13 protein-coding genes are annotated in these 14,999 nt (G+C 67.8%); 9 read left to right on the forward strand and 4 right to left on the reverse strand.

The features are described 5' to 3' along the window. Positions 1 to 41: 41 nt before the first annotated feature. From DDE10_RS02780 to DDE10_RS02790, 3 genes are all read right to left on the reverse strand, one after another. Positions 42 to 1,073 (reverse strand): S66 peptidase family protein, encoded by a 1,032-nt coding sequence (locus tag DDE10_RS02780; protein ID WP_114951171.1) that lies wholly within the window; start codon positions 1,071 to 1,073, stop codon positions 42 to 44. A 201-nt stretch (positions 1,074 to 1,274) separates the two neighbouring features. After that, positions 1,275 to 1,760 (reverse strand): transcription elongation factor GreB, encoded by a 486-nt coding sequence (gene greB, locus DDE10_RS02785; protein ID WP_114951172.1) that lies wholly within the window; start codon positions 1,758 to 1,760, stop codon positions 1,275 to 1,277. A gap of 39 nt (positions 1,761 to 1,799) precedes the next feature. After that, positions 1,800 to 3,746, reverse strand: a complete 1,947-nt coding sequence (locus DDE10_RS02790; RefSeq protein ID WP_284734403.1) for a lytic transglycosylase domain-containing protein — start codon at positions 3,744 to 3,746, stop codon at positions 1,800 to 1,802. Positions 3,747 to 3,933: 187 nt separating this feature from the next. On the opposite strand from DDE10_RS02790, the gene dapA reads away from it, so the two are divergent. The 8 genes from dapA to recA all read left to right on the forward strand — a co-directional run bounded on the left by dapA (position 3,934) and on the right by recA (position 12,952). Then, positions 3,934 to 4,818 carry a 4-hydroxy-tetrahydrodipicolinate synthase gene (gene dapA, locus DDE10_RS02795; protein WP_114951173.1) on the forward strand — a complete coding sequence of 295 codons (885 nt, stop codon included), beginning with the start codon at positions 3,934 to 3,936 and terminating at the stop codon, positions 4,816 to 4,818. Then, a complete protein-coding gene (smpB, locus tag DDE10_RS02800; RefSeq protein ID WP_114951174.1) occupies positions 4,818 to 5,300 on the forward strand; it encodes an SsrA-binding protein SmpB in 483 nt (160 codons plus the stop codon). The genes dapA and smpB overlap by 1 nt, the downstream gene beginning before the upstream one ends. Before the next feature lie 17 nt (positions 5,301 to 5,317). Beyond that, positions 5,318 to 5,878, forward strand: coding sequence for a DUF2062 domain-containing protein (locus DDE10_RS02805; RefSeq protein WP_114951175.1), 561 nt, complete (start codon positions 5,318 to 5,320; stop codon positions 5,876 to 5,878). A 58-nt stretch (positions 5,879 to 5,936) separates the two neighbouring features. Further along, positions 5,937 to 8,003 carry a M13 family metallopeptidase gene (locus DDE10_RS02810; protein WP_114951176.1) on the forward strand — a complete coding sequence of 689 codons (2,067 nt, stop codon included), beginning with the start codon at positions 5,937 to 5,939 and terminating at the stop codon, positions 8,001 to 8,003. A 2-nt stretch (positions 8,004 to 8,005) separates the two neighbouring features. Further along, positions 8,006 to 10,426, forward strand: coding sequence for a hybrid sensor histidine kinase/response regulator (locus DDE10_RS02815; RefSeq protein ID WP_284734404.1), 2,421 nt, complete (start codon positions 8,006 to 8,008; stop codon positions 10,424 to 10,426). A 36-nt stretch (positions 10,427 to 10,462) separates the two neighbouring features. After that, positions 10,463 to 10,819, forward strand: coding sequence for a response regulator (locus DDE10_RS02820; protein ID WP_114951177.1), 357 nt, complete (start codon positions 10,463 to 10,465; stop codon positions 10,817 to 10,819). A 1-nt stretch (position 10,820) separates the two neighbouring features. Beyond that, complete coding sequence (locus DDE10_RS02825) at positions 10,821 to 11,675, forward strand: alpha/beta hydrolase (protein ID WP_114951178.1); 855 nt, start codon at positions 10,821 to 10,823, stop codon at positions 11,673 to 11,675. Positions 11,676 to 11,926: 251 nt separating this feature from the next. Continuing rightward, the gene (gene recA / locus DDE10_RS02830) at positions 11,927 to 12,952 is read left to right on the forward strand and encodes a recombinase RecA (RefSeq protein WP_114951179.1); all 1,026 of its coding nucleotides are present in this window, start codon (positions 11,927 to 11,929) and stop codon (positions 12,950 to 12,952) included. Between the two features lie 85 nt (positions 12,953 to 13,037). Here recA and DDE10_RS02835 read toward each other — a convergent pair whose 3' ends face one another. Continuing rightward, positions 13,038 to 14,261 (reverse strand): multidrug effflux MFS transporter, encoded by a 1,224-nt coding sequence (locus DDE10_RS02835; protein ID WP_114951180.1) that lies wholly within the window; start codon positions 14,259 to 14,261, stop codon positions 13,038 to 13,040. A gap of 86 nt (positions 14,262 to 14,347) precedes the next feature. Here DDE10_RS02835 and DDE10_RS02840 point away from each other — a divergent pair, with 86 nt between their 5' ends. Then, entirely contained in the window at positions 14,348 to 14,995 is a 648-nt protein-coding gene (locus DDE10_RS02840; protein ID WP_114951181.1) for a glutathione S-transferase family protein, read from the forward strand. Positions 14,996 to 14,999 lie beyond the last annotated feature (4 nt).

A 14,999-nucleotide genomic window follows, 5' to 3' on the forward strand; every position in this document is an offset into this window, starting at 1 on the left:
AGGTCGGCGGCCGCCTCCACGGCGGCAGCGCGGCCACGGGTTCAGGCGACGACCGGCTCGAGGATCCGGATCGTTCCCGCTTCCGCGTCGATCTCGGCCGGAATACCGACCGGGATGCTGAACTGGTTGGCGACATGGCCGATGAGGGCGCCCTGGAAGGCCGGTACGCCGAGCGGGGCCAGATGCTGCTCCAGCACCTGCGACAGGGTGAAGCCGACCGTCGAAGAGCCTTGCGACGTGCAGCTGGTGCACTGGCCGAACACCACGCCGGCGACCTTGCCGAGGATGCCGGCGAGGGCGAGCTGGGTCAGCATCCTGTCGATCCGATATTCCGCCTCGTCGACATCCTCGATGAAGAGGATCGCGCCGTCGAAGTCGGGCAGGTAAGGCGTGCCCACCAACGCCGCGAGGACGGTGAGATTGCCGCCCAGGAGCGGCCCGGTCGCCCGCCCCGGACGGAAGGTACGGATCCGCCCCGATCGCTGGACGAGGCGATCCTCGGTGCCAGGCGGGGTGCTGTAGGTCGGAGTCTCTCCCTCGAAGACGAGCCCGCGGAAGGATTCCCACGAAAGCTCGCCCCAGGAGCTGGCGGCATTGGGCCCGTGAATGGTGGGGCAGTCGGTCCGGGCCGCCAGAGCGAGATGAAGCGCGGTGATGTCGCTGAAGCCGATCAGCAGCTTCGGGTTGGCCCGGATCACGTCGAAATCGAGGTGCGGCAGGATGCGTGCGCAGCCCCAGCCGCCGCGGACGGCAAAGATCGCCTTTACCGCCGGGTCGCGGTACATCGCCATCAGGTCGCCGCCCCGCTCCTCGTCGCGGCCGGCGAGATAGCCGTAACGGCTGAGCAGATGCGGCGCCGGCCGCGGCACCAGACCCATTGCCCGGACGGTTTCAAGGACCACGGCGAGATCGAAGGAATCGGCGGTAAAGCCGGCGGGCTCGACCAGGCCGACCGTGTCGCCGGGCCGGAGGCGCGGCGGCTTGCGCCGGGCGGGAAGCGTTGCCGCGAAAGCAGGGGCCGGCATCGCCATCGCGGCGCCGAGGAGCTGGATCAGGGTTCGACGATCGATCATCCACGCCGCATATCAAAGCGCTCGCGCGACCGCGACTCTCTCCGGTCGGAGCCGCCGAGCCTAGCCACTCTACGCAGCCGGCGCATGGCGATTCCCATCGGGTCTGGAGAGATTGCGGACAGGAGAGTGATCGATCGCGCATCGACGGTGCGCCACGGGGGCGCTTTCTGCCGGCTGCCTCGGTGCAGACGCCGCCTAGTCTCAGCCCTGCGGATAGTCGATCCCGACCACCTCATATTCCTTCTCGCCACTCGGCAGTACCACACGCCGCAAATCCCCGACCGCCGCGCCGCGGATCGCGCGGGCCATCGGCGAGTACCAGCTGATCGCGCCGGCCGAGGCGTCGGCCTCGTCCTCGCCGACAAGGGTGACGGTGCGGCGGTTGTCATCCTCGTCGGCCAGGGTCACCGTCGCCCCGAACCAGGCGCGGCTCCGGTCCGGCTGGCGGGCAGGCTCGGTCACCTTGGCGGCAGCCATCCGCCGCGACAGGAAGTTGATCCGGCGATCGACCTCGCGCAAACGCCGTCGGCCATATTGATAATCGGCATTCTCGGAACGGTCGCCATTGGCCGCGGCCCAGGCGATCGTCTCGAGCAGCTTCGGCCGCTCGCCGCCGAACAGGGCCTCATATTCCTCGCGCAGCCGGCGATAGCCGGCGGGGGTGATGTAGTTGGGGCGGTCGCTCATCGCGCCTTCCCTAGCCCCGATCCCCCGCGCCGGGAACGCTCAGCCCGGCTGCTGCTCGCCCAGATAGTAGGACAGGCGGTTCTGTGGAGGGCTGCCGGCCCGGTTCGGATTCATGAGGTCGTAGACGACCGCATTCTCCAGAACCCGCTGGACGTAGTTGCGGGTCTCGAAGAACGGGATCTCCTCGATCCAGTCGATCATCGCGATGCTGCCGGTGCGCGGGTCGCCATTCTCGCGGATCCAGCGGCGGACATTGCCGGCGCCGGCATTGTAGCTCGCCACCGCCAGAGGATAATTGCCACCCCACTGGTTCAGCAGCTGGTTGAAGTAGGTCGAACCGAGCAGCACGTTGTATTCCGGGTCGCCGGTGAGACGATCGGGCGCATAGCCGATTCCGAGCCGGCCGGCGACCTCGCGGGCCGTGCCCGGCATCAACTGCATCAGCCCGCGTGCGCCGGCCCGGCTGATCGCCTGGCGGTCGAACAGGCTTTCCTGGCGCGTGATCGCGTGGACGATCGTCCAGTGGCGTTGCTGGGCCGCCGGCACCCGCACCTCGGGGAATCCCCAGCGCTTATATTCGAACGAGCCGTCGGTGCGCGCCTGGCGGGCGACCAGCACGCCGAGATCGACCCGGCCGATCTGCTCGCCGAGCTGGACCGCCATCAGCCGCTCATTGTCGGTGTCGACATGCTGGGCCAGCGCGCGGACGAAGTCGGTCTGGTCGCGCCACTGGCCGATCTGCCCGAGATAGCGGACGGCGGCGACGATCGGCTGGTTGTAGAAGGCCTGGCGCTCCGCCGGGCTCGGCGTCACCGCGACGGGCGGCGTCGGCGCCGGCAGCGGGCGGCCGAGGCGCTCGGCGGCAAGCTGGCCGTAATATTGGTCGTAATGGCCAGCCGCTTCCTCGAGCAGGGTGCGGGACTGGCCGGTCTGGCCGGCGCGGTTCGCCGCTCGGGCGGCCCAATAGAGCCCCTTCGTCTGGGTCTGCGGCGATTGCGCGGCCCGGGCATAACGCTCGAACATGCCGATCGCGTCCGCCGGCCGGTTGAGCTTGAGCAGGGCCGACGTGCCGGCCAACCAGGTCAGATTGGTATATTCGTCGCGCTCGCCGAAGCTCTTCTGACTGACGTCGGTGCCGGTCGGGTAGATGCCGTCCACCTGGCTCGCAATCTGGTAGGCGAGCGTCCATTGCCGGTCGTTGGCCGCGCCGCGCGCGATGGTGACCAGGGCCTCCATATATTTTTCGGGGTTGGCCGGCGCCGTCGTCAGCCGCCGCGGTTGGGCGAGGAGTTCGCGCGCACCCATCGAATTTCCGGTCTCGCGCATCCATTTGGCGCGATCGATGAGCAGGCCGGGATCGCCGGCGCCGGCGGAGCCCAGAGCGGCGACGCGCGAGGCGGCGTCGGGCGCGCGGGCCTGGAGCGCCAGTCGCGCCTCGTAGAGCGGTCGCCGCGCCGGCGAAACCCAGGCGAGCGTCCGCTGCGCGCTTTGGGTGTCGCCATTGTCGAGCAGCGCGTCCATGCGCCGATCATGATCCTGCGGCGTCAGCGCTCCGCCGAATGCGCCGAGCATCCGCTGCTCGACGGCGACAGGGAGCACGCCCGCGGTCCAGGCGGCCCGCGCCGCATTGCGCGCCTCGTCCGGTCGGCCGCCGGAGAGAAGCGCGAAGGCATGGCCGGCATGGCCGGTGGCGGTCAGCGGCGGAAAGGCCTGGAAGAAACGGATCGCCTCGGCCGAGGAAACCCCGGGCTCGGCCGACTGGCGCTCGGCGACTCGGCGCAACGCGCTCTCGCCGGGCCAGCCGCGATGGGCGACCAGGAAGGAAGCGTAAGAGGAGAAGGGAAGATTGTCGTTCCCGCGCAGGCTCCGCCAGCGCTCGATGCTGGACGCGATCGCGCTCGACGGGCCAGGCGCGGCTTGGGCCGCGACGGCCGCCGCCACCGGTAGCAAGGAGGCCTGCCTGACTGCCGGTTCGGGATTGGACACGCGAATCGGCCCGACGGCGCTTCCCGCGACCGCTGCGACCGACACCCCCAGGAGAAGAAGAACACCCGCTCTCTTGTGCATGCTGGACAGAATGACGCCCCCCTCCTTATCAGACCCTGAACATTCCCCGGAATGTCCGCCGGATTCTTCTTTGGCGATGCCGGGTTCCGAGTTGAAGGAGATGACCATGTTCAGGGGCTCGATCCCGGCTCTGGTGACGCCATTTCGCGACGAAGCGTTTGACGAGCAGGCGTTCCGGGCTCACGTCGAGTGGCAGATAGACCAAGGAAGTCATGGCCTTGTCCCCTGCGGGACGACGGGCGAGGCGTCGACGATGAGCTTCGAGGAGCATTGGCGGGTGGTCGAAGTCTGCGTCGACCAGGCTGCCGGGCGGGTCCCGGTGATCGCCGGCTGCGGCTCCAACTGCACTCGCTCGGCGCGCGAGAACATGAAGGCGGCGCAGGATCGGGGCGCCGACGGCGCCTTGTGCGTCGTGCCTTATTACAACCGCCCCAACCAGGAGGGGTTGTACCGCCATTTTGCCGCCTTGGCCGATTCCTCGTCGCTGCCGATCGTCGTCTACAACGTTCCCGGCCGCACCGTCGCCGACATCTCGGTCGAGACGTTGGGTCGTCTCGCCGACCGGTCGACCGTCGTCGGGGTCAAGGACGCCACCGGCAACCTCGGCCGGGTCACCGCCCAACGCCTCGCCTGCGGCGAGGATTTCGCCCAGCTTTCGGGCAATGACGACATGGCTTTGGGCTTCATGGCGATGGGCGGGATCGGCTGCATCTCGGTCACGGCCAATGTCGCGCCGCGGCTGTGCAGCGAATTCCAGGAGGCCTGCCTGGCCGGAGACTGGACGAAAGCGCTTGCGCTCCAGGACCGTCTCTATCCGCTCCACGCTGCCTTGTTCAGCGACGCTTCACCGGGTCCGGTCAAATACGCGCTCAGCCGTGTCCACCCCGATTTCCCCGCCGAGCCTCGACTGCCGATGACGCCTCCCTCCGAGGCGAGCCGCCGTGCCGTCGACGCCGCGCTGGATCATGCAGGACTGGTGGGTTCTTCCTGATGGCACGCCCCCGTCACGCCACTTTCGACAAGAAGAAGATCGTCGCCGAGAATCGGCGGGCGCGCTTCGATTATGCGATCGAGGAGACGTTCGAGGCCGGCATCGCGCTGACCGGCACAGAGGTGAAGTCGCTTCGCGGCGGCGAGGGCTCGATCGCGGAGAGCTACGCCGAGGTGAAGGACGATCAGGCCTGGCTGATCAACTCCAACATCCCGGAGTTCAGCCACGGCAACCGCTTCAACCACGAGCCCAAGCGGCCCCGCAAGCTGTTGCTCCACGGACGCGAGATCGAGAAATTATTCGGCGCGGTGTCGCGCCAGGGGATGACGCTCGTCCCGCTCTCCATATATTTCAATTCTCAGGGACGCGCGAAAGTGGAACTGGCGCTGGCGAAAGGCCGCAAGCACCACGACAAGCGGGAATATGAGAAGGAAAAGGACTGGAAGAGGGAGCAGGGGCGGCTCCTTCGTCAACACGGATAGGCGCGTCGCGAAATCAGATGGTCGAGCGGATCAGCAAATGGGTGGCGCGCAACGCGCCGAACCGCGAGGAGCTCGCCAAGAGCCGCTGGCTCAAGCCCTTCGGCACGCGCGTGCTGCACAGCGAGTTTTGGCGCTTCACCCGCCGCTCGGTTCCGCGCGGGGTCGCCGCCGGCCTGTTCGTCGGCGTGTTCCTGCTCATTCCCGGGATCCAGATCGTCGGATCGGCCCTGCTCGCCATTCCGTTCCGGGCGAACATCCCCGTCGCCGCGGCGATGACCTTCCTCACCAATCCGGCGACGACGCCCTTTCTGATCGCCGCCTCGCTCGAGCTCGGCAGCTTCTTCGGCTTCCGCACCGACATCGCTTCCTTCTACGCACTGATCGAGCGCGGCGCGGGCGTCGGCAGCTGGCTCAAATGGGCGTTTTCCGATGCCGCGCCGGCCTTGATCTCGGGCTTGTTCATCATCGGTCTTGGGGCAGCGCTCATCGGCTATCTGCTCTCGATCCTGGTCTGGCGCTGGTGGACCGGGCGAAAGTGGAAGCGCCGCGCGCTGAGGCGGGCTGCGCCGATTGAATGAGGGTGGCTTCCTGCTAAACGCCGGCGTCATTCACCGCTCCACATTTCCGGGAACATTCATGCGCCACATCCTGATCGTCCTCGCCGCCTCCACGGCCCTCGCCGGCTGCAACACCACGCCCTCCGACCAGCCCGAAACCGTCTCCGCGGCCGCCGCCGGACCGGCCGCCCCCGCGGGCACGGGCGCCCCGCAGATCGGCAGTTTCGGCTTCGATCTCGCCGGCATGGACCGCAGCGTCGATCCCGGAGACAATTTCTACGCCTTCGCCAACGGTGATTGGGAGCGCGCGACCGAGATACCGGCCGACCGTAGCAATTACGGCATGTTCACCCTGCTCGACGATCTGTCGAAGACGCGGACCCGCGCGATCCTCGAGGAAGCGGCGCGCACGCCCGGGTCACGAATCGGCGACTTCTATGCGAGCTTCATGGACGAAGCAGCGATCCAGCGCGCCGGCATCGCTCCGATCCAGCCGTTGATCGCCGAGATCAAGGCGGTGCGCGACCGCAGCCAGTGGGCGACCCAGCTCGGCAACCTGTTCCGCCGTGGCGTCACCGGGCCCTTCGGCGGCTACATCTCGAGTGACGACCGCATTCCGACCGAGATGATCCAGCGGCTGAGCCAGTCCGGCCTCGGCCTGCCGGATCGCGATTATTATCTGCGCGACGATGCGACCTTCACCGAGAAGCGCAACGCCTATCAGGCCTATCTCGCCCAGCTGCTGACGCTGGCCGGCGAGGGCGACGCCGCCGCCCGGGCCGCTGCGGTCCTGCGCTTCGAACGCGGCCTCGCCGAGGTCCACTGGACGCGCGTCGAGAGTCGCGACGATGAGCGCACCTACAACAAATGGGCTCGCACCGAATTCAACGCCAACGCGCCCGGCTTCGACTGGCCGCGATTCCTCGACGCGATCGGCGTCGGTGACCAGCCCAACCTGCTGGTGTCGCAGCCGAGCGCCTTCGCCGGCAGCGCCCGCCTGATCGCGCAGACGCCGCAGGGGGTGCTCAACGACTATCTGCTGCTGCGGCTGGTCGACGATGCGGCACCCTATCTTTCGGACGAGTTCGTCAACACGCATTTCGCCTTCCACGGCACCGTGCTCAACGGCACGCCGCAGATCGAGGACCGGTGGAAGCGCGGCGTCACCCTGGTGACGTCGATGGTGTCGGACGACGTCAGCCGCATCTATGTCGAGCGTCATTTCCCGCCCGAAGCCAAGGCGGCGGCCGACGAGCTGGTGCGCAATGTCATCGCGGCGATGGACCGCCGGCTCGCCGGCCTCAGCTGGATGGCCCCGGAGACGCGCGAGCGGGCACGAGCCAAGCTCGCCGCCTTCACGCCCAAGATCGGCTATCCCGAGAGCTGGCGCGATTATTCCAGCGTCCAGGTCAGCCGCGAAAACCTCCTCCAGAACGTCCTCAACGCGACCGAGTTCGAATATCGGCGCAACCTCGCCAAGCTCGGCCGCCCGGTCGATCGCAGCGAGTGGTTCATGACCCCGATGACGGTCAACGCTTATGCCAATCCGACCTGGAACGAGATCGTCTTCCCGGCGGCAATTCTGCAGCCGCCCTTCTTCGATCCCAACGCCGATCCGGCGATTAATTATGGGGGGATCGGCGCCGTCATCGGTCACGAGATCAGCCATCATTTCGACGATCAGGGCAGCCGCTACGACCAGACCGGCGCTCTGCGCGAATGGTGGACCCCTCAGGATCGCGAGCGCTTCAACGCGCTGACCGGCCAGGTTGTCACCCAGTATGACGCCTATGAGCCGCTGCCCGGCCATCGCATCCAGGGCCGGCTGACGCTGGGCGAGAATATCGCCGATCTCGCCGGGCTCACCGTCGCCTACGACGCCTATCGGATGGCGCTGGGCGGGCGCGAGGCGAGGGAGATCGACGGCTTCACCGGCGATCAGCGTTTCTATCTGGGCTGGGCGCAGGTGTGGCGCCGCAAGTATCGGGAGGAGAATTTGCTGCAGCGGCTGCTGACCGACCCGCATTCGCCTTCCGAGCAGCGGGCTGCGGTCGTCCGCAATCTCGACCCCTGGTATGCGGCCTTCCGGATCAATCCGGACGACACGCTCTATCTGGCGCCCGGGCAGCGGGTCAGCATCTGGTAGACGTGGCAAGCGCGGCAGGCCTGATCCATCCTCCGACCGCCGCGCCGCGCCGGCGCGCGGGCGCTGGCCTCGTCCTGATCGCAGCGGCATTGGCCTCGGCCGCCTTGCTCCTGTGGGCGCTCGGCGATCCCGTCTTCGCCGGCGCCTTCGGAGCGGGGCTGCTGGGCACCGCCGGCCTTCTCCATTTCGCTCGCCGGCCGGAAGCGGCGGGTCCGGCTACGGAAGCCGAGGCGATCGAACGGATCGACCGGGTCGCCCTGCGGGCGGCACTGGACATGGCCGGCAGCGACGCGGCGATGGCGATGACGACCCTCGACGGCAGCCTCGTCTGCGCCAATGCCGCCTGGGGACAATGGTTCGGCGGCGGCGCCTCGCCGCTCGAAGTCTGCGAGGTCGATGCGACCCGCGCCCGCCTTCACGAGGCGTTGCGCGCCGCCCGCCGGGACGGCGCCGCGGCGATCGCGCGATTCGATGCAGGCGGTCGAGCCATTCGCGGCGAGGTCCGCGCTGCCGGCGAGGATCTGTTGTGGCGCTTCACCGGCGTCGAAGGCCCGGCCTTGGCGAGCGAGGCGAAGCGGCTGCTGGCCGGAGAGGCGGGTCGCCGGATCGGTGATGCCGGTCTGATGCTGGTGCTCGCCGACGGCGACGGTCATATCCACGCCGCCAACGGTGCCTTCGCCGCCCGCGCCAGCGGCGAGGAAGGAGCAGCGGTCCAGGGCAAAGACCTGGTCGACTATCTCACCGCCTCCGAGGGCGGTCAGTTCCATCTCGCGGCCGAGGGCAAGGGCGGTCCGCCCTTGCGCATCATCCAGGTGCCGACCGCCGACTCGCCGGACTCCCTCTCCTTCTTCCTGCTGCTCGACGACATTCCGGGGGCGCGGCTGAGCGAGGACGAGAACGGCCACATCCACGCCTTGCTCGACAGCCTTCCGCTCGGTCTCGCGCTCGCCGATACCGACGGGCGCTTCACTTTCCTCAATCAGGCCTTCCGCAAGGCGGCGGGCCTGTCCGCCAACGAGCGGCCGGCGTGGCCGGGCGACCTGGTCGTTGACGAGGACAAGGCGGCGGTCTCGGATGCCGTGCGGCGGTTCGGCCGCGGACGCCCGCTCTCCGGCGACCTCGCCGTTCGCCTGCGCTCCAATGCGGAGGAGCCGGTGGCGATGACCGTCGCCGGCGCGCGCGGGCTCGGCAGCGCCGCCGTTCTCCTCTCGCTCAAGGACAATAGCGAGGAGGCGCGACTCAAGCGCGAGATCGCCCAGGCCACCAAGATGCAGGCGGTCGGCCAGCTTGCCGGCGGCGTCGCCCATGATTTCAACAACATCCTCACCGCGATCCTCGGCACCTGCGATCTCATGCTGATGCGCCACACGCCCGGCGACAGCGACTATGACGACATCCAGCAGATCCGCTCGAACTCGAACCGGGCTGCCAACCTGACCCGGCAGCTGCTCGCCTTCTCGCGCCAGCAGACCCTACGGCCGCAGGTGCTCCAGTTGCCCGACGTCGTCGCCGAAGTGTCGCATCTTCTCACCCGCCTGCTCGGCGAGCGGATCACGCTGCAGGTGAAGCATGGCCGTGGCCTCGGCCCTGTCCGGGCCGATCCCGGCCAGCTCGAGCAGGTGATCGTCAACCTTGCCGTCAATGCCCGCGATGCGATGGTTGCCAAGGACTCGGAGGGCGGCGGCACGCTGACGTTGCAGACCTACAGCGTCACTGCCGAGGACGTCCGCCGGATGGGCACCGACATCCTGCCGATCGCCGACTACACCGCCCTCAAGGTCAGCGACACCGGCACGGGTATCCCGCCGCACATCATCGGCAAGATCTTCGAGCCCTTCTTCACCACCAAGGAGGTGGGGAAGGGGACCGGACTCGGCCTCTCCACCGTCTACGGCATCGTCAAGCAGTCCGGCGGCTTCATCTTCGCCGAGTCGCAGCCCAACAAGGGCACCAGCTTCACCATCTACCTGCCGGTCCACCGGGCCCAGCCGGGCGAGGCGCCGACCGCCGCCAAGGCAAGGGAAAAGCCGGGCGAGTTGTGGGGCAGCGGCACCGTCCTGCTCGTCGAGGACGAGGCGATGGTCCGTACCGTCGCCGAGCGCGCCTTGGTCCGCCACGGCTATACCGTGCTCGTCGCCGAGAATGGCGAGGCCGCGCTCGAGATATTGGAGCGCGAGGGCAAGGTCGACCTGATGATTTCCGACGTGGTGATGCCGACCATGGACGGGCCGACCACCGTCCGCGCCGCGCGCAAGCTCCATCCCGAGCTGCCCATCCTGTTCATCTCCGGATATGCGGAGGAGCAGCTCAGGAAATCGATCGACATTCCAAACGTCTCCTTCCTCGCCAAGCCCTTCTCGGTCCAGAAGCTGGCCGAGACGGTGCGCGACGTGCTGGCTGCCGAAGGCGCAGCGGCAAAATAGTCTTTTCTCTTGCGGAACAGACGCTAAGGCGGAGGCATGCCGGGGAAGTCGATCCTGATCGTCGAGGACGAGCCGCTCATCGCGATGATGCTCGAGGATTTCCTCGATTCGCTGGGCCACGAGGTGGTCGGTACCTGCGAGAGCCTCGAAGAGGCCATTGCGCGGGTGGAGCAGGGCGGCTTCGACGTCGCCATCATCGACGTGCAGTTGAAGGACGGCAAGCAGGTCTGGCCGGTGGCCGACCGGCTGGTCGAGGCGGGCAAGCCCTTTGTCCTTGCTACCGGCGGTCATGTCGAGCCGCCGCCGGCGCAGCATTCCGGCGCGCCGGTCCTGTCCAAACCCTACACGATCGACGCGATCGAGCCGGCGCTGGAGCGGGCGCTGGCTGGCTGAGATGGCGCGCGGCAGGAGACGGCCGCTGATCTTCTCGGTCCTCATCCTGCTGAGCTTGGTCGTGGCCGCCTATGCCGCGGTCGTCGCCTCGATGTGGCACCAGCAGGAACGCCTTCTGTTTCCATCCTACATGGTGGCCCCCGCCGGCCCGCTGCCGCCCGGCGCCGAAAGGCTCGGCCTCGACACCGCCGACGGCGTGCGGCTGGAAGGCCTGCACATCCCGGCGCGGGCCGGCCGGAGCAGCGACACGTTGCTGCTGGTCTTCGCCGGCAACGGATCGAACGCGCAAGGGGTCGCCGAGATCGTTCACCAGCTTCAGCCGGATCACGACGTCGCCGCCTTCTTCTATCGCGGCTATGCGCCGAGCGGGGGCATCGCGGCCGCGCAGGCACTGACCGAGGATGCGCCGCTCGTCCATGACCTGCTCGTCCGCCGCTACCGTCCCGGCCGGATCGTGGCGGTCGGAGTCAGTCTCGGCAGCGGCGTCGCCGCCGCCTTGGCCGCGCGTCGCCCGCTCGCAGGCGCGATCCTGGTGACGCCGTTCGATTCCCTCGCCGCCACCGGCGGCCAGCTCTATCCCTGGCTGCCGGTGTCGCTCCTCTTCCGGCACGACATCAACTCGGCCGAGCTGCTGCGCGGCTCGTCGGTACCCGTCGCCATCATCGCCGCCGGCGACGACCGGCTGGTCCGGCCGGAACGGACCGACGCCTTGCGCGATGCGGTCGGCCGCCTCGTCTTCGACGCGACTTTGCCGGGCGCTCGGCACAACGACATCCTCGTCCATCCGGATTTCGAGTCAGCGATGAAGGAGGCGCTGACGCATATGCGGATTCAACGCGATAACTCTTTAACCTGATTGCGTGCATGAAGTCGTGGCTGCGGGCCGGCGATGGAATCGATTATTTTATTCGGCTTGCTGCTAGCCTTGAAGTGCGCGGCGGGCACTGCCTCCGGAGCGGCATGGGCTCACCATAAGTTCCCCTCTTGTTCCTGTGGAACAGACTGTGTACAAGGTGATCACGCGTTGAACCCATCGCGCGGACGCAATACGGGGAGCAAGCCATGGTGGCGTCACTTAAAGTCGTTTCCGACAGGAATGTTCTCGATATGGATAAGCAGAAAGCTCTGGACGCGGCGCTCGCGCAGATCGACCGCGCCTTCGGCAAAGGGAGCGCGATGCGCCTCGGCTCGCGCGAGGCGATCGAGATCGAGACCATTTCCACCGGATCGCTGGGGCTCGACATCGCGCTCGGAATAGGCGGCCTGCCGCGCGGCCGAGTGGTCGAGATCTATGGTCCCGAAAGCTCGGGCAAGACGACGCTCGCGCTCCATGCCGTCGCCGAAGCGCAGAAAAATGGCGGCGTCGCGGCCTTCGTCGATGCCGAGCACGCGCTCGATCCGATCTACGCCCGAAAGCTGGGCGTGGACATCGACAATCTGATCGTCTCGCAGCCCGATACCGGCGAGCAGGCGCTCGAGATCACCGATACGCTGGTCCGCTCGAACGCGGTCGACATCCTCGTCGTCGATTCGGTCGCCGCCTTGGTGCCGCGGGCGGAGATCGAGGGCGAGATGGGCGATTCCCATGTCGGCCTGCAGGCGCGGCTGATGAGCCAGTCGCTTCGCAAGCTGACCGGATCGATCTCCAAGTCCAAGTGCCTGGTCATCTTCATCAACCAGCTGCGAATGAAGATCGGCGTCATGTACGGCAATCCGGAGACGACCACCGGCGGCAACGCCCTCAAATTCTACGCCTCGGTCCGCCTCGACATCCGCCGCACCGGCCAGATCAAGGATCGCGACGACATCGTCGGCAACGCGACCCGGGTGAAGGTGGTCAAGAACAAGCTGGCGCCGCCGTTCAAGCAGGTCGAGTTCGACATCATGTATGGCGAAGGCGTCTCCAAGCTCGGCGAGATCCTCGATCTCGGCGTCAAGGCGGGCCTGATCGAGAAATCGGGGGCCTGGTTCAGCTACGATTCGATCCGCATCGGCCAGGGCCGCGAGAATGCGAAAACTTTCCTCAAGGAGAATCCGGAGATCGCACTCCGGGTCGAGAAGGCGATCCGCGGCAAGACCGAAGAGGTCGGCGAGGCGCTCATGGCCGGCCCGACCGAAGAGGACGACGTCTGAGCCTCTCTTTCCCGAACTGACGGAAGGGCCGGCCCGCTCATCGGCGGCGCCGGTCCTTTCCTTTTTCGGCGTGTCTCGGCTCGGCTCAGTCGATCCCGAACAGCCGCCCGCGCTCGGTCAGCAGGATGACGACCAGCGCACCCGCGCCGAAGCCGGCGAAGCCGGCGAGAAGCGGCATGGGCGTGCCGTCGAAGGCCTGGCCCAGCGCGGTCCCGATCGCCGCGCCGCCGATCGTCCCGATCGTGCCCTGCACCGACGAGGCGGTGCCGGCGATATGGCCGAGCGGCTGCATCGCCAGCGCTCCGAAATTGGCCGAACCGATCGCGAAGGCCGCCATCGTCAGGCCCTGAAGGAGGATGAAGCCGGCGAACGACTCGCCGAAGCTGGCGACGCCCAGGTGGAGCGCCGCGAAGGCGGTGAACAGGACCAGGCTGAGATGGGCGATCCGCCTGGTGCCGATCCGCTCGACCAGCCGGCTATTGGCATAGGAGCTGGCCGCCATCGGCACGGCGATGCCGGCGAAGGCAAGGGCGATCAATTCGGGCCGCTCGTAGACGTCGAAGACGATCTGCTGGATCGAGACGATATAGCCGACCAGCGCCCCCATCATCAGCGTGAAGGCAAGGGTGTAGCCGAGCGACTGGCGATTGGTGAGCGTCTCGTGCGCCGCCCTCGCTATGTCTCCGGCCGACAGCGAGCGGCGATGCTCGGCGCGCAGCGTCTCGGGCAGCCGCGCCGTCGCCCAGGCCAGCATCAGGCTGCCGAAGATGGCCAGGCCGAGGAAGATCCATCGCCAGGACGCGACCAGCAGGGTCAGCTGGCCGAAGGTCGGGGCGAGGACCGGCATGATCAGGAAGACGAGGTGGACGAGGCTGAGCAGCCGCGCCATGCTTGCCCCCTCGTAGCGGTCGCGGATGATCGAGACGACCAGCACCCGGGTCGCCGCCGCCGAGGCACCCTGGGCGAGCCGTGCCGCGATCAGCAGCGTGAAGCTGGCCGCCGCCGCGCAGGCGAGCGAGAAGCCGATATAGAGGACGAGGCTGAAGACCAGCACCGGCTTGCGGCCGAAGCGGTCGGACAGCGGGCCGTAGATGAGCTGGGTCGTGCCGAACCCGAACATGTAGGCGGCGACGACCAGCTGGCGGTCATTCTCGGCCGCGACCGCCAGCGACTCGCCGATCGCCGGCAGCGCCGGCACCATGGCGTCGATCGCCAGCGCGTTCAGCGACATCAGCCCGGCCATCAGCACGACGAACTCGGCGAAGCCGGGGCGCAGGGCGTCGGATGGGGCGGGGGAAGTGCGACTCATTGCAGGATCCATCAAGGCCGGGGAGCATATGCCGGGGCGGCCCGGCAGTTCCCTATTGGGCCCGGGCGACTTATGAAAGCGCCGGCATGATCATCGTTCACCATCTCGAGAATTCCCGCTCCCAGCGGATCCTGTGGCTGCTCGAGGAGCTGGGGCTCCCCTACGAGGTGCAGCGCTATCAGCGCGACCGCCGGACGATGCTGGCGCCCCCCGAGTTGGCGAGGGTGCACCCGCTGGGCAAGGCGCCGGTCATAGAGGATACCGGCGCCGGGCCCGCGTCGGAGGGGCGGCGGGTGGTCGCCGAGACCGGCGCGATCGTCGAATATCTGGTCGAGAAGGCGGAAGGGCATTTGGGCCCACCGGCCAATCGCGAGGCCGTGCTGCGCTACCGGCATTTCCTCCATTATGCCGAGGGCTCGCTGATGCCGCCCTTGTTCGCCCTCCTCGTGGTCAGTCGCCTCGGGCTTCTCGGCAGGCCGGCGCGGGCACCTTTGTTGGCCATGTATGCGCGCCATCTCGACTGGCTCGAGCGGGAGCTGGCCGACCGCGCCTGGTTCGCCGGCGACGAGTTCAGCGCCGCCGACATCATGATGAGTTTCCCGCTCGAAGTCTCGCGCGACCGCGCCGGGCTCGGCGCCGAGCGCCCCAATCTCATCGACTGGCTCGAACGCATCCATGCCCGCCCCGCTTATGCGGCGGCGCTTCAGAAGGGCGGCCCCTACGTCTATCGGTGAGTCG

This window comes from Sphingosinicella terrae, from assembly GCF_003347635.1.
In the GTDB taxonomy this organism is placed as follows: domain Bacteria; phylum Pseudomonadota; class Alphaproteobacteria; order Sphingomonadales; family Sphingomonadaceae; genus Allosphingosinicella; species Allosphingosinicella terrae.

Bases quoted from the DNA above. Each gene is read 5' to 3' on its own strand.
- DDE10_RS02780 (WP_114951171.1), bottom strand. From the start codon at position 1,073: ATGATCGATCGTCGAACCCTGATCCAGCTCCTCGGCGCCGCGATGGCG.
- greB (WP_114951172.1), bottom strand. From the start codon at position 1,760: ATGAGCGACCGCCCCAACTACATCACCCCCGCCGGCTATCGCCGGCTG.
- dapA (WP_114951173.1), top strand. From the start codon at position 3,934: ATGTTCAGGGGCTCGATCCCGGCTCTGGTGACGCCATTTCGCGACGAA.
- smpB (WP_114951174.1), top strand. From the start codon at position 4,818: ATGGCACGCCCCCGTCACGCCACTTTCGACAAGAAGAAGATCGTCGCC.
- DDE10_RS02805 (WP_114951175.1), top strand. From the start codon at position 5,318: ATGGTCGAGCGGATCAGCAAATGGGTGGCGCGCAACGCGCCGAACCGC.
- DDE10_RS02810 (WP_114951176.1), top strand. From the start codon at position 5,937: ATGCGCCACATCCTGATCGTCCTCGCCGCCTCCACGGCCCTCGCCGGC.
- DDE10_RS02820 (WP_114951177.1), top strand. From the start codon at position 10,463: ATGCCGGGGAAGTCGATCCTGATCGTCGAGGACGAGCCGCTCATCGCG.
- DDE10_RS02825 (WP_114951178.1), top strand. From the start codon at position 10,821: ATGGCGCGCGGCAGGAGACGGCCGCTGATCTTCTCGGTCCTCATCCTG.
- recA (WP_114951179.1), top strand. From the start codon at position 11,927: ATGGATAAGCAGAAAGCTCTGGACGCGGCGCTCGCGCAGATCGACCGC.
- DDE10_RS02835 (WP_114951180.1), bottom strand. From the start codon at position 14,261: ATGAGTCGCACTTCCCCCGCCCCATCCGACGCCCTGCGCCCCGGCTTC.
- DDE10_RS02840 (WP_114951181.1), top strand. From the start codon at position 14,348: ATGATCATCGTTCACCATCTCGAGAATTCCCGCTCCCAGCGGATCCTG.